The organism is Geoalkalibacter sp., assembly GCF_030604225.1.
Taxonomy (GTDB): domain Bacteria; phylum Desulfobacterota; class Desulfuromonadia; order Desulfuromonadales; family Geoalkalibacteraceae; genus Geoalkalibacter.
The window spans coordinates 15,253-28,671 of sequence record NZ_JAUVWH010000021.1; the positions used below are offsets into that span (position 1 = coordinate 15,253).

The window sequence follows — 13,419 nt, forward strand, 5'->3', positions numbered from 1 at the left end:
GGTCGGCGCCCCTTTTACGGCTGTAAGAACAGGTTTGCCACCTGTTCGTGATAGGGGACGCATCCCGTTTCCGCAACTCGTGGAAACCGATCAATTATTCCGATAAAGCGGGGCATGGCGGGGTTGATCCAGGAGAGCGTTTCCAAAAGATTCCGATGCTGTTGCTTGAGGTCTTGCCAAAACCAGATCGGCTCGTGATGAAAGACGCGGTTGCGCAGAAGGCGAATTTTATTGAGTCTGCGAGAAAGTTCAGCGCGGGTTCTCAATCTGCGGGGCATGTAGGGAAAAACGGGTTTTAGCAACCAAGGCCAAAGCCGCTGTTCATATCGCACATCGAAAAGGCTCGTCCAGAATCCAAAACTTAATTCAGCCAATATTCTCGATGGCTCCATGGTTTTTCCGGCACTGAGCAAGGCATTGCGTGCAACGGTAACGAACCGTTGATCACGTTCATGAAGCAAATCCCCCTCAAACCAAGTGGCACTTCCAAATCTATTTAGGGCAGCGTCATGCATGCTGTTGCGAAGGGCGACTTCAATGCCTTGCAACGCGGGGTAGAGGCTTTCGGACAAGGCAAGGTTCCAGGCATAGTGAGCAAAAAGCGAATTATTTCCTTGCATTTCCTTGCGGCGGGAATAGCCCTCAAGCCGCTCGTGGGAAATGGCTTTTTGCAAAAGAGCCGAAAAATCGCCTTGCATTCTTTTCCCCTTAAAACGTACAATACGAAGGCTGTCCCCGGGTTAATCCTCTCCCAGTCTTGAACTGGTGATGATCCCGGGGTTTTATTTTGACCGCCACTCCGGCAGCACTGGAACACACCCTCCCTTTGTTGCACCTCCGCCGCCCTGAAATTGAATTCAAAGCTCCAGGCTGCCGATGAGCTGATTGATATCCGTCAGCCCCTCCTCCAAAAGAAACTGCTCGATGCCTTCGATGATGGTGATCATGGAGGCGGGATCGACGAAGTTGGCGGTGCCGACCTGCACCGCCCGCGCGCCGACGATGAGAAATTCCAGAGCATCCATGGGCCGCACGATGCCGCCGACGCCGATCACCGGGATCTTCACCGCCTGCACCACCTGATGCACCATGCGCAGCGCCACGGGACGAATGGCCGGGCCGGAGAGTCCGCCGGTGCGGTTGGCCAGGCGTGGCCGGCGGGTCTTGATGTCCACCGCCATGCCGGTAATGGTGTTGATGCAGCTGATGGAATCGGCCCCCGCCTCTTCCACGGCGCGGGCGATCACCGTGATGTCGGTCACGTTGGGGGTTAGTTTCACCATCAGGTGCTTGTTGAGCTGCTTGCGCACGGTGCTCACCGCCTCGTGGGCCGCCTTGGGATCGGTGCCGAAAACAATGCCGCCCTTTTTCACGTTGGGGCAGGAGATGTTCAACTCCACGGCCGTCACTTCGGGGATGTCGGAGAGCCGCGCGGCCACCTCGCCGTACTCCTCCAGGGTGTTGCCGAAGAAATTGACGATCACCGGCGTGGTGAATTCGCGCAGAAAAGGCAGCTTGAACTTGATGAAATCATCGACGCCGACGTTCTGCAGGCCGATGGCGTTGAGCATGCCGCTGATGGTTTCGGCGATGCGCGGCGTGGGGTTGCCGGCCTTGGGCCGTAGGGACAGGCCCTTGGTCACCACCGCGCCGAGGCAGTTGAGATCGAGAAAAGGCGCGTACTCCTCGCCGTAGCCAAAGGTGCCCGAAGCCGGCATGACCGGATTCTTCAACACCAGCCCGCCGATATCCACCGTCAGGTTGGGGCGTCCGCTTTTCATGGTCTGTTTGTCCATCACGACTTGCATCCCTCGCAATAGCCCGGCTCCTCGCCGAGGCGACTCCAGTCCAGCTGGTCGGCGCGAAACACCGGGCCCTGCTTGCAACTGCACAGGTAACGCGGACTCTCCTCCGTATGCCCCACGCCCTTGACCACGCAGCCCAGGCAGGCGCCAACGCCGCAGGCCATGAGCGCTTCAAGGGACACCTGCAGGGGCACCTGACGGCGATGACAGATGCGGTACACCGCCTCGAGCATGGGCATGGGCCCGCAGGCATAGACCGAGGAGCGCGGATACTTGTCGAGCTTGCGCTCCAGCACCCGCGTCACCAGCCCTTCCTCGCCGAGGCTGCCGTCGTCGGTGGACACATAGGTTTCCACGCCCAGGCGCTCGAACTCGGTCACGGCGAGGATGTCGTCGCGGGTGCGACCGCCCATGAGCAGCCGCACCTTGCAGCGGCTGGCGAGGGATTCGGCAAGCATGTAGAGAGGCACCAGGCCGATGCCGCCCCCAACCAGTATCTTCTCCTCGCTCGGGTCGCCGACGTCGAAGCCGCGCCCCAGGGGCCCCAGCACCTCGACCTTGTCGCCGCGATGCAAGTCGGCCATGATGTTGGTGCCGCGCCCCACCACCTTATAGAGGATTTCCGTGTATTCCTTGGGCGGCATGCCCTCGCAGTCCGCCGGCAGGAATCCGGTGCGGAAGATGCCGAAGGGGCGGCGCAGCAGGGGCGGCAGCGACTGCTGCACGCGCATCATGAGAAATTGCCCCGGTCGGGCGGTTTCGCTGAAGCCCGGCGTCAGCAGCCGCATGCGGTAGTAGCCGGGCGAGATCTCCTGGTTGGACAGGATGATGGTTTTGTAGTTCTTCATGCGCGACCTTGAGAAAAATAGGGGTGATTCAGTTGCCGGGTGGGACTTCAGGGATTATCAGCGTCATCAGCAGAGCGTCCTCGCCATCGGGATAATAGCGTTTGCGTACCCCGTCGCGGCGGAAACCATGGCTTTCATACAGGGCGATGGCGGCGGCATTACTCACCCGCACTTCGAGAAGCACGCGCTCCAACCCCAGGGGACGACAGCGGTCCATGGCCTCAGCGAGCAGCCGCCGCGCCAACCCGCGCCGGCGAAAGGCGGGCGCCGTCGCCACATTGAGCACATGCAGTTCGCCGCACAGAAACCAGGAACACAGATAGGCCGCCAGCCACCCGTCAAGGTGCAGAAGGTCGACGCGCGCCTGGGGATTGTCCAGTTCGGCGACAAACATCGCCTCGGTCCAGGGATGGGAAAACCCACCCCGCTCCAACTCCAGCACCGCGGGCAGATCGGCCCGTGTCATGGGGCGGATGTCGATGGCATTCACGGCGAAAATACGAGACAAATCAAGTTCATGGCGATTAAGGACCGTCAGGGATGATAATGCAGGGGGCTGGCGGCTGTAAAGGAAAGAATGTTTACGGCATTGCGGGGGGAAATTGCCGTTGACAAGGGGCGAAGGGCCGGTTTAAAAATGATTGCTTTTCCCCATCGTCAGGAGTTCACGTCCTTGAAAAAACTCAGCCCCAGTACTTACAAAGACGCCGGTGTCGATATCGAGGCCGGTAACCGTTTCGTGCAGATGATCAAACCCCTGGTCAAGGCGACCAGCCGTCCCGAGGTGCTGACCGACATCGGCGGCTTCGGCGGGCTGTTTTCCCTCAATGCCGGCAAGTACGAGAAGCCGACACTGGTGGCCTCCACCGACGGCGTCGGCACCAAGCTCAAACTGGCTTTCATGATGGACAAGCACGACACGGTGGGCATCGATCTCGTCGCCATGTGCGTCAACGACATCGTGGTGCAGGGTGCCGAGCCGCTGTTTTTTCTGGATTATCTGGCCACCGGCAAGCTGGCGCCGGAAAAGGCCGTGGACATCGTCAAGGGCATCTCCGCCGGCTGCATCGAGGCGGGCTGTGCCCTCATCGGCGGCGAAACCGCCGAGATGCCGGGCTTCTACGCCGAGGGCGAGTACGACCTGGCGGGTTTCACCGTGGGCGTGGTGGACAACAGCAAGATCATCGACGGCTCCACCATCACCGTGGGCGACCGGGTGATCGGCATCACCTCCAGCGGTCTGCACTCCAACGGCTATTCCCTGGCGCGCAAGGTGTTTTTCGAAAAAATGGGCCTGCAGCTCGACGCGCGCCTTGACGGCGTGGATCTGCCCCTGGGCGAGGCCTTGCTCACCCCGACGCGCATTTACGTCAAACCCATCCTCAACCTGCTGCGCGATTTCACCGTCAAAGGCATCGCCCACATCACCGGCGGCGGCATCACCGAAAACGTGCCGCGGGTGCTGCCGCGCCATTGCCGCGCGGTCATCGAGCGGGACAGCTGGGCCAAACCGGCCCTTTTTGAAGCCCTGCGCGAGGGCGGCGCCATCGAAGAAGCCGAAATGTACCGCACCTTCAACTACGGCATCGGCATGGTGCTGATCGTGCCGGCCCAGGAAACCGACGACATCATGGTGCGGCTCTCCGGTCTCAAGGAGAAGGCCTTCGTCATCGGCGAAATCATCAAATCCGACGAGGAAGCCGGCGACGTGCTGCTGGCTTGAGCGACAGGGAGCGATCGACCTTGGCAAAACTGCGCGTGGGCGTGCTGGCCAGCGGCCGCGGCTCCAATCTCCAATCCCTCATCGACCAGAGCCTCTCCGGGCGGATCGACGCCGAGATCGTGCTGGTCGCCGGCAACAAGGCCGACGCCTTCGCCTTGGAACGCGCCCGCCAGGCCGGGATCGCCACCTGTGTCATCGACCATCGCAAATTTGCCTCGCGCGAAGCCTTCGACACCGCCATGGTCGCGGCTCTGCGTGAAGCCGGCGTGGAGCTGGTGGTGCTGGCCGGTTTCATGCGGCTGCTTTCCTCGGTCTTCATCGACGCCTTCCCCCAGCGCATCATGAACATCCACCCTTCCCTGCTTCCCGCCTTCCCCGGACTCGACGTGCAGCGCAAGGCCCTGGAATACGGCGCGCGCTTTTCCGGCTGCACGGTGCATTTCGTCGACGGCGGCCTCGACACCGGCCCTATCATCATCCAGTCGGTGGTGCCGATTCTCGAAAATGACAATGAAGAATCCCTGTCAGCACGGATTTTGGCCCAAGAGCACCTTATCTATCCCCGCGCCGTGCAACTGTTCGCCGAGGGCCGCCTGCGCGTCGAGGGACGCCGAGTGCGCGTCCTGCCGCCCGCCGATCCGGCCGAAGCGGTTCTGTTCAACCCCGCCGTCGACTAATCACAACACCCGCTCCCCCGTCGGCGCCTGTTCCGATCCCCGGAGGATTCCCCCATCATGCCTCGCCCGATTCTGGTCAGCGCCTGCCTGCTCGGCCTGCATACCCGCTACGACGGCGCCGGCAAGGGCCACGCCGGAGTAATCGCCTGGCTGCGCCGCCATCAGCGCCTTCCCGTGCCGGTTTGTCCCGAGCAACTGGCGGGACTGCCGACGCCGCGTTCACGCACCTTTTTCCACCAGGGCGACGGCGTGGGCGTCCTGGAAGGCCGGGCCCAGGTGGTGAGCGAGCAAGGCGAGGACCGCTCGGCCGTTTTCCTCCGCGGCGCCCAGGAAACCTTGAAAGTCGCCCGACTGTGCGGGTGCGCCGAAGCGTTGCTTAAGGAACGCAGTCCCTCCTGCGGTGTGCATCAGGTGTATTGCGGCGAGGAGAAAATATCCGGCATGGGGGTGGCCGCGGCGCTGCTGCAACGCAACGGCATCGCGGTTTTGAGCGAAGAGGATGTGGAGAGGATGAAAACCTGAAAAATACGCGACAAAATCCTTGCCTTTAGCGGCGGTCCGTGGTAATTACTGGCGTTCTAAAATTCCAGGAGGTCAGGTCCCATGGCAAGAATTTGTGAAATCTGCGGAAAGAAACCTTCGACTGGCAATAACGTCAGTCATGCCCATAACAAAACCAAAAAAGTCTGGTACCCCAACCTGCAGAAAGTCAAAGCGCTGCGCAACGGGACCGTCAGCTCGGTCAAGGTCTGCACCCGCTGCATCCGCTCCGGTGCCATCACCAAGGCTGTGTAATACGCCACGCATTCAATGCAAAAAGGGCCGCTTTCCCTGGGGAAGCGGCCCTTTTTGCATCTTGTCTCAGCGCCCGCAATAAGCGATCCATTCAATCTCCACCGCCGCGCCGCGCGGCAGAGCCGCAACCTGCACCGTGGCGCGGGCCGGCGGCACCTCACCGAAAAAGCGGCCGTAAATCTCGTTCACCAGGGCAAACTGACCGAGATCGGTCAGATAGATGGTGCTCTTGACCACCTGCGCGAAGCTCAGGCCCGCCGCCTCCAGGGCCGCCTTCATGTTGGCCATGACCCGTTCGGTCTGCTCGCGGATACCCCCGGCGACCAATTCGCCGGTGTGCGGGTCGAGGGGGATCTGCCCCGAGAAAAACACGTAGTCTCCCGCCCTGATGCCCTGGGAATAGGGCCCGATGGCTGCCGGAGCCTGGTCGGTGGCGATTTTTTCGATGGGCATGTCAACCTCCCGGTGTGTGGTATGAAGGAGCGAACCGCCCCTGGTCTTCTAACTGCGCAAGCGCTCCACCTTGTATACCCCCTTGACCTTGAGCAGGGCGTTGGTGACTTTGGTGAGATGTTCGAGGTTCTGCACGTCGACCACGAAATTGTTGACGCCCTTGCCGTCCCCCGTGGAATGCACGCTGGCGCTGATGATGTTGGCCTCGCAATTGGTGATGGCGCCGGTGATGCCGGCCAGCATGCCTTTTTGATCGACGCAGTACACGCGAATGCTCACCGGTCGCGACGCCTTTTTTTTCATGTCCCATTCGATATCGACGCGCCGTTCGGGGTCGGCCTCCAGCACATGGGGACAGTCCGAGGTGTGCACCGTCACGCCGCGGCCGCGAGTGATGAACCCCACCACGGCATCGCCGGGCAGCGGGTTGCAGCACTTGGCGAAGCGCACCATGATGTCCTCGATGCCCTGGATCTTGATGGCGCTGGAGGGCTTCTTGCGGATTTTGTCGAGAACCTGGCCGATGCGGCTGGACTTCTGCTCCTCCGGGCTGCGCAGCTTGTCCTGGGGTATCAGGCGGGTGATGACCTGCCCGGCGGAGAGCTTGCCATAGCCGATGGCGGCGAGCACCTCCTCCATCTGATCGAAGCCCAACTCCTTGATGCTGCGCGCCATATCCGGCGAGGAGGTGGCGCGATTGAAGCTCATGCCGTACTTGCGCAACTCCTTTTCCAGCACGTCGCGGCCGATCTCGATGCTCTTCTCGCGCTGCTCGGCCTTGATCCACTGGCGGATCTTGTTGCGCGCCTTGGAGGTGGCGACGAACTTGAGCCAGTCCTTGCTCGGCGTATGGTTGGGCGCGGTGATGACCTCGATGATGTCGCCGTTGCGCAGCTCGGTCTTGAGCGGCACCAGCCGCCCGTTGATGCGCGCCCCCACGCAGGTGTGGCCGACATCGGTATGCACGCTGTAGGCGAAATCGACGGGCGTTGATCCCTTGGGCAGCTCCTTGACCTCGCCCTTGGGGGTAAAGACGAACACTTCCTCGGGAAACAGGTCAATCTTGACCGTGTCCATGAACTCGCGGGAATCCTTGAGCTCCTGCTGCCATTCAAGCAGCTGGCGCAACCAGCCGAAGCCGCGCTCCTCGCGCCCCTCCGCGCCATCGGTCTTGCCCTCCTTGTACTTCCAGTGCGCGGCGATGCCCTCCTCGGCGATGCGGTGCATCTCCCAGGTGCGGATCTGCACCTCCATGCGCTCGCTGAAGGGGCCGATGACCGTCGTGTGCAGCGACTGGTACATATTGGCCTTGGGCATGGCGATGTAATCCTTGAAGCGTCCGGGAATGGGCTTCCAGGTGGAATGGATGATGCCCAGCACCTCATAGCATTCGCGCACCGAATCGACCAGCACGCGAAAGGCGATGAGGTCGTAGACCTGCTCAAAGTCGATGCCCTGCTTGTCCATCTTGCGATAGATGGAATAGAGGTGCTTGGCGCGGCCGGAAACCTCGCCGCTGATGCCCTGCTCTTCCAGCTTGACGCGGATCTTGTGCTTGACCTGATCGACGTAGCCCTCGCGTTCCTTTTTGCGCTTGGCGACCTTGGCGGACAGATCCTTGAAGGTGGCCGGCTGCAGGTATTGCAGAGCGAGATCCTCAAGTTCGCTCTTGATCCAGCTGATACCCAGCCGATTGGCCAGGGGCGCGTAAATGTCGAGGGTTTCCTGCGCAATGCGCTGCTGCCGATGGGACGCCTGAAAACTCAGGGTGCGCATGTTGTGCAGGCGATCGGCCAGCTTGACCAGGATCACGCGGATGTCGCGCGCCATGGCGATGAGCATCTTGCGGAAATTCTCCGCCTGCCGCTCCTCGCTGGAACGCAGGAAAATCTTGCTGATCTTGGTCACCCCGTCAACCAGGCCGGCAACCTCGTCGCCGAAAATCGCGCGGATCTCATCCAGGGTGGTGAGAGTGTCCTCAATGGCATCATGCAGCAGACCCGTCACCACCGTGGCCACGTCCATGCGCAAGAGAGCGAGAATGTAGGCAACCTCCATGGGATGCGTCAGGTAGGGTTCGCCCGACAGGCGAATCTGGCCCTGATGAACCTTGGCGCTGAACACATAGGCCTTGCGCACGGCATCGAGGTCGGCGGAGGGATTGTAGGAAAGAATTTTTTCGAGAATGTCGTCGAGACGAACCATGCAATTATCCGGCCCCGCGGTTGCCGTGAAAAGCCTGTGAGGCTTAAGAAAAAGAGGCGACCGGCTCAACGCCGACCGCCTCAGTATGGCGCCTGCTCCCTTGCAGGATCAAGGGGCAAAATGCATGAGCCGGCAGGCTATTTTCGGCGTGTCGGCAGCTCGTATTCGATCTTGCCGGCGGCGATTTCGCGCAGGGCGAGCACGACCTTCTTGTTGTTCTGCTTGTTCTCGATGAGCGACGCGCCGCCCTTGTAGAGCTGCTTGGTGCGCTTGGCGGCGATCATCGTCAGCAAAAAACGGTTGGGAATCTGCCGCAGGCAATCTTCAACGGTTACACGTGCCATGGTGAACATCTCCTTGGGAACTTGGGTTTAGAGCTTGCGATCAAAGTTCAAAGGTTTGCGCCAAGGCCGGAAGCACGCGCGCGGTGCGGCACGCCTCGGCGGTCAGGATGGCGCTCAGGCGGTGCAGGGCCTGGTCAAAATCATCGTTGACGATGAGGTAATCATAGCGCACGCATTCGGGTATTTCGCGGCGGGCATTGGCGATGCGCCGCTCGATCACCTCCGGCGCATCGGTGCCGCGCCCTTCCAGGCGTCGCCGTAACTCGGCCAGATCCGGCGGCAGGATGAATATAAAAACCCCTTCGCCGTAGCTTTCCCGCAGTTGCGCCGCGCCCTGGATGTCGATGTCGAGCAGCACATCAAGCCCGGCGTTGCGCCAGTCCTCAAGGGTTTTGATGGCGGTGCCGTAACGGTTGCCGTGTACTTCCGCCCACTCGGCGAAGGCACCGGCGGCGACCATTTCGGCGAAGGTTTCCGGGCTGACGAAAAAATAGTCGACCCCGTGGCGCTCGCCGGGCCGCATGGGCCGGGTGGTGAACGAGACAGACTGCCGCAGGTTGGGAAAAATGTCAATAATGCGCTTGCACAGGGTGGTCTTGCCGGTTCCCGAGGGGGCGGAGACGATGAACAGGGTTCCCCGGGGCGAGGCGTTGCGATCACTCGACATTCTGCACCTGCTCGCGAATTTTCTCCAACTCCGCCTTGAGCTGCACCACCAAGCGGGTCAGTTCGGCGTCGTTGGATTTGGAGCCCATGGTGTTGGCCTCGCGGTTGAGTTCCTGGGCGAGAAAATCCAGCTGGCGCCCCACCGCCTCATCCTGACGCAGCAGTTCGCGAAACTGGGCCAGGTGACTGGCAAAACGCGCCGTTTCCTCGCTGATGTCGCAGCGATCGGCAAATAGGGCGACCTCCTGGGCGAGCCGCTGGGGATCCACCTCGAAATCGCCGCGAAACTTCTCCAAACGCTGGTGCAGCTTGTCGCGCCACTCTTCGACCACCCGCGGTGCCCGCGCCTTGATCTGGTCGAGAAACCCCTCGCCCTGTCGCAGCCGCGCCTCCAGGTCGTCCAGGGTCGCCCGGCCTTCAGCGGCCCGCATCTGCTCCACCGAGGCGAGGGCCTGATCCAGGGCGTCATTGAGGACCTGGGCGACCTGCGGCGGATCGAGACTGGCCTCCTCCAACTGAATGACGTCGCGCTGACCGGCGAGCAGCGCCAGGGGAATGCCGTCACGCAGATCGAACCAAGCCTCCATCTGGCGGAACAGATTGACGTAAGCCTCGGCCAGGGGCCGGTTGAGGACCGGAACCGACGCCGCCGTCTCGGTCAGTTCCTGGGAGATGAACAGGTCGATCTTGCCGCGCCGCAGCCGTTCGCCGACGCGCTTCTTGATCTCGTTTTCGAGGGGCAGCAAAAAACGCGGCGCCTTGATGCCGATATCGCCAAAGCGGTGATTGACGGTCTTGATTTCAACGGTCAAGGACAAGCCACCGTGCCGCGCCTGCCCCTTGCCATAGCCGGTCATGCTCTTGATCATGCGAACCTCGCTTCAAAATAATCCTGCAAACTCTGTCGCCAATGGGGCACGACCGCTCCGGTCAAGCGTTGATATTTCTCCGTCGACATGACCGACCAACGCGGCCGCGTCGCCGGCAGGGGGTAGTCCTCGGTACGGATAGGCAGGATACGCTTCACGGCCAGGGAAGATTCGTGATGACGCAGCATACCGACGATATCCTCGGCGAACTCGAACCAGCTGCATTGCCCGGCGTCGGCGAAATGGTAAATGCCGTAGGGATTGCCGTTCTGCCCGATGTCGCGATGACGCGGCGTATCGAGCAGGCGAAACACCGCCAGCACCAGATCGCGGGTGTAGGTTGGACAACCGATCTGGTCGGCGACGATGCGCAACTCTTCGCGCTCCTTGGCCAAACGGATGATGGTCTCGACGAAATTACCGCCCCCCGGGCCGTAGAGCCAGCTGGTGCGCACGATGAAAAAGCGCTCCAGTCCGCCGGCCGCGATGGCCTGCTCGCCGCGCAGCTTGGAGAGGCCATAGACCGACAGCGGCGCCGTGGCATCATCCTCGACGTAGGGCGTGTCCTTGCAGCCGTCGAACACATAATCCGTCGAGATGTGCACCAGCACGGCCCCGACCTTGCGCGCGGCGCGCGCCAGCACGCCCGGCCCTTCCCCATTGACCCGCAGGGCCAGTTCGCGGCTCTTTTCGCAGTCGTCGACCCGGGCATAGGCGGCGCAGTTGATGATCACCCGCGGCTGCAGCCGCTCCACCAGGGCCTCGACCTGAGCGGCATCGGTGATATCCAGCGCGGCATGGTCGCAGGCATGCAGATCGTAAAGTGCCGGCATGCGCTGCCGAAACATGCCGCCGAGCATCCCCCCCGCGCCCGTCAAGAGCAACTTGGGGCGTGGTTCTCCCCGATACGGGCTCATTGCGGATCCTCCCCGGCGCCGTGGCAACAATTGTGAAGACAATCCGTGGTCATTCGTGCCATTCGTGGTTGCTTTCGAGCCATTACAGCCGCCAGTACACCAGACCCTGCTCGCGGATCGCCGCCGGATTCAGCAGCGACTTGACATCGATGACCACGCCGCGGCCATTGCCGTTGGCGGTCATCTCCCGCAGGCGCAGGGGCGTCAGTTCCGCGTATTGTCGATGGGAAACCGCCAGGATCACCGCATCCAAGGCGCCCACCTCCTCCCAAGGGGTCAGCTTCAGATCATATTCGTGGCGCGCCTCCTCGGCCGAGGCCAAAGGATCATGCACCAGCACCTCGATGCCGTATTCGCGCAGCTCGTTGACGATATCCACCACCTTGGTGTTGCGGATGTCGGGGACATCTTCCTTGAAGGTCAGTCCCAGCACCAGCACCCGGGCGTTTTTCACCGCCTTGTCCGCCTGAATGAGCTTTTTCACCGTCATCTCGGCCACGTACTTGCCCATGCCGTCGTTGATGCGCCGCCCGGCGAGGATCACCTGGGGATGATAGCCCACCGCCTCCGCCTTGTGGGTGAGATAGTAGGGATCGACGCCGATGCAATGGCCCCCGACCAGGCCGGGAGTGAACTTGAGAAAATTCCATTTGGTGCCGGCCGCTTCGAGCACGTCGCGGGTCGGGATGCCCAGGCGGTTGAAGATGATGGCCAACTCGTTCATGAGGGCGATGTTGAGGTCGCGCTGGGTGTTCTCGATGACCTTGGCCGCCTCGGCGACCTTGATGCTCGACGCTCGATGCACCCCGGCGCTCACCACCATTTCATAGACCTGGGCCACGGTTTCGAGGGTTTCGGCGTCCTGCCCGGCCACCACCTTGACGATCTTATCGACGGTATGCACCTTGTCGCCGGGGTTGATGCGCTCAGGCGAATAGCCGAGCTTGAAGTCCACACCCGCCTTAAGGCCCGATTCCTTCTCCAGAATCGGCAGGCAGACCTCCTCGGTCAGACCGGGATAGACCGTGGATTCGTAAACCACGATGGTGCCCGGCACCAGATGACGGCCGATGCAGGTCGAGGCCGACACCAAGGGGGTCAGATCGGGCTTGCGGTGCTCGTCGATGGGGGTGGGCACGGTGACGATGATGAAGCGCGCCTTGCGCAACTGCGCGGGATCGCTGGTGTACTCGATCTGGGTGGCGGCCAGCTCGGCGGCGGAGAGCTCGCCCGTGGCGTCGTAGCCGCGGCGCAGCTCCTCGATTTTGCGCTCGCTGATGTCAAAGCCGATGACTTGCGCCTGGCGCCCAAAGGCCGCCGCCAGGGGCAGCCCCACATAACCCAGACCGACCAGGGCGATGGCGGCCTTGCGCGCCTTGATGTCCTCCACGTGAACCATGTATGCAAACCTCCTGAACGTAGGACAGATGACTAAAAAGGTGGGATCTATTCCGGCATCTCGGGACGAATCCACAGATGACTGTACCAATACCAGCCGCCGCCCGTTTTCGCGGGGGCGGTCAGGGTGTAGTTGGTGCGCCGACCGGTCAGGGGATCTGCCGCGCGAACCCGCACCACGCCGGGCTGCTCGGGATCGAACACCAGGCCGGTTTCCGGGCGACCGCGCACGAAAAAGCTGAGCCCCGCCAGATCCACATCGCTTTGCGGGTCGATGGTCAGGGTCAGCCAGGGCGGATTGTCGCCGCCGAGCAAGGGATCCGCCGGCGCGGATTTCAACACCGGCAGGGCGCGCATGCGCAACTTGTCGCGAAAGCCCTCGAACGTGGCGTAGGAACCGCCCATGGGAAAGCGCGGCAAGGCCAGCAGATGGCTGTGCGTCGAGATCACGCCGGAATGCTGGGTGGCCGCCGCCTGAAAACCGAGCTCACGGAGCAACTCCATGAGCGCCGGGCTGTACTCGCCGTAGGGATAGGCAAAGAGCCGGGGTTCCCTGCCGAGGTGCTCGCGAAAAGCCGCCTGCGCACCAAGCAGGTCGTTCCGCATGCGCTCGCGCCAGGCCGCCGCATCTTCCCCGGCGCGCGGCGCCGCCATGTGCTCATGGGCCGCGGAGTGGTTGCCGATTTCGATGCCCGCCTCGGCGATCCGCCGCAACGCCT

Annotated in this window: 16 protein-coding genes; 4 read left to right on the forward strand and 12 right to left on the reverse strand. The window is 62.0% G+C overall.

Going from position 1 to position 13,419, the window contains the following annotated elements; all coding sequences use genetic code 11:
• Nucleotides 1-14 precede the first annotated feature (14 nt).
• The 4 genes from QAT43_RS04230 to rimI form a co-directional block, all read right to left on the reverse strand.
• Nucleotides 15-698 carry a hypothetical protein gene (locus tag QAT43_RS04230; RefSeq protein WP_305041795.1) on the reverse strand — a complete coding sequence of 228 codons (684 nt, stop codon included), beginning with the start codon at nt 696-698 and terminating at the stop codon, nt 15-17.
• Between the two features lie 159 nt (nt 699-857).
• The gene (locus QAT43_RS04235) at nt 858-1,781 is read right to left on the reverse strand and encodes a dihydroorotate dehydrogenase (protein WP_442900203.1); all 924 of its coding nucleotides are present in this window, start codon (nt 1,779-1,781) and stop codon (nt 858-860) included.
• Nucleotides 1,782-1,795: 14 nt separating this feature from the next.
• On the reverse strand, nt 1,796-2,653 hold the full coding sequence (locus QAT43_RS04240; RefSeq protein ID WP_305041796.1) for a dihydroorotate dehydrogenase electron transfer subunit: 858 nt from the start codon (nt 2,651-2,653) through the stop codon (nt 1,796-1,798).
• 28 nt (nt 2,654-2,681) lie between these two features.
• On the reverse strand, nt 2,682-3,161 hold the full coding sequence (gene rimI / locus QAT43_RS04245; protein ID WP_305041797.1) for a ribosomal protein S18-alanine N-acetyltransferase: 480 nt from the start codon (nt 3,159-3,161) through the stop codon (nt 2,682-2,684).
• A 165-nt stretch (nt 3,162-3,326) separates the two neighbouring features.
• On the opposite strand from rimI, the gene purM reads away from it, so the two are divergent.
• The 4 genes from purM (at nt 3,327) to rpmB (ending at nt 5,848) form a co-directional block, all read left to right on the forward strand.
• Nucleotides 3,327-4,376: a phosphoribosylformylglycinamidine cyclo-ligase gene (purM, locus tag QAT43_RS04250; RefSeq protein ID WP_305041798.1), complete on the forward strand. Its 1,050-nt coding sequence runs from the start codon at nt 3,327-3,329 to the stop codon at nt 4,374-4,376.
• Nucleotides 4,377-4,396: 20 nt separating this feature from the next.
• Nucleotides 4,397-5,053, forward strand: a complete 657-nt coding sequence (gene purN, locus QAT43_RS04255) for a phosphoribosylglycinamide formyltransferase (RefSeq protein ID WP_305041799.1) — start codon at nt 4,397-4,399, stop codon at nt 5,051-5,053.
• A 57-nt stretch (nt 5,054-5,110) separates the two neighbouring features.
• Nucleotides 5,111-5,575 carry a DUF523 domain-containing protein gene (locus tag QAT43_RS04260; RefSeq protein ID WP_305041800.1) on the forward strand — a complete coding sequence of 155 codons (465 nt, stop codon included), beginning with the start codon at nt 5,111-5,113 and terminating at the stop codon, nt 5,573-5,575.
• Nucleotides 5,576-5,656: 81 nt separating this feature from the next.
• Nucleotides 5,657-5,848: a 50S ribosomal protein L28 gene (gene rpmB, locus QAT43_RS04265; RefSeq protein WP_305041801.1), complete on the forward strand. Its 192-nt coding sequence runs from the start codon at nt 5,657-5,659 to the stop codon at nt 5,846-5,848.
• 66 nt (nt 5,849-5,914) lie between these two features.
• On the opposite strand, the gene QAT43_RS04270 is transcribed toward rpmB, so the two are convergent.
• From QAT43_RS04270 to QAT43_RS04305, 8 genes are all read right to left on the reverse strand, one after another.
• Nucleotides 5,915-6,301: a RidA family protein gene (locus QAT43_RS04270; RefSeq protein WP_305041802.1), complete on the reverse strand. Its 387-nt coding sequence runs from the start codon at nt 6,299-6,301 to the stop codon at nt 5,915-5,917.
• 48 nt (nt 6,302-6,349) lie between these two features.
• Complete coding sequence (locus QAT43_RS04275) at nt 6,350-8,506, reverse strand: RelA/SpoT family protein (RefSeq protein ID WP_305041803.1); 2,157 nt, start codon at nt 8,504-8,506, stop codon at nt 6,350-6,352.
• 137 nt (nt 8,507-8,643) lie between these two features.
• Nucleotides 8,644-8,850, reverse strand: coding sequence for a DNA-directed RNA polymerase subunit omega (gene rpoZ / locus QAT43_RS04280; protein ID WP_305041804.1), 207 nt, complete (start codon nt 8,848-8,850; stop codon nt 8,644-8,646).
• A 40-nt stretch (nt 8,851-8,890) separates the two neighbouring features.
• On the reverse strand, nt 8,891-9,517 hold the full coding sequence (gene gmk / locus QAT43_RS04285; protein ID WP_305041805.1) for a guanylate kinase: 627 nt from the start codon (nt 9,515-9,517) through the stop codon (nt 8,891-8,893).
• A complete protein-coding gene (locus QAT43_RS04290; protein ID WP_305041806.1) occupies nt 9,507-10,385 on the reverse strand; it encodes a YicC/YloC family endoribonuclease in 879 nt (292 codons plus the stop codon). Before QAT43_RS04290 ends, gmk begins: the two co-directional genes overlap by 11 nt.
• The gene (rfbD, locus tag QAT43_RS04295) at nt 10,382-11,302 is read right to left on the reverse strand and encodes a dTDP-4-dehydrorhamnose reductase (RefSeq protein ID WP_305041807.1); all 921 of its coding nucleotides are present in this window, start codon (nt 11,300-11,302) and stop codon (nt 10,382-10,384) included. Before rfbD ends, QAT43_RS04290 begins: the two co-directional genes overlap by 4 nt.
• A gap of 82 nt (nt 11,303-11,384) precedes the next feature.
• Nucleotides 11,385-12,701 (reverse strand): nucleotide sugar dehydrogenase, encoded by a 1,317-nt coding sequence (locus tag QAT43_RS04300; RefSeq protein ID WP_305041808.1) that lies wholly within the window; start codon nt 12,699-12,701, stop codon nt 11,385-11,387.
• Between the two features lie 47 nt (nt 12,702-12,748).
• Nucleotides 12,749-13,419: polysaccharide deacetylase family protein (locus tag QAT43_RS04305; protein WP_305041809.1), on the reverse strand; the 671-nt coding region annotated here is incomplete at its 5' end.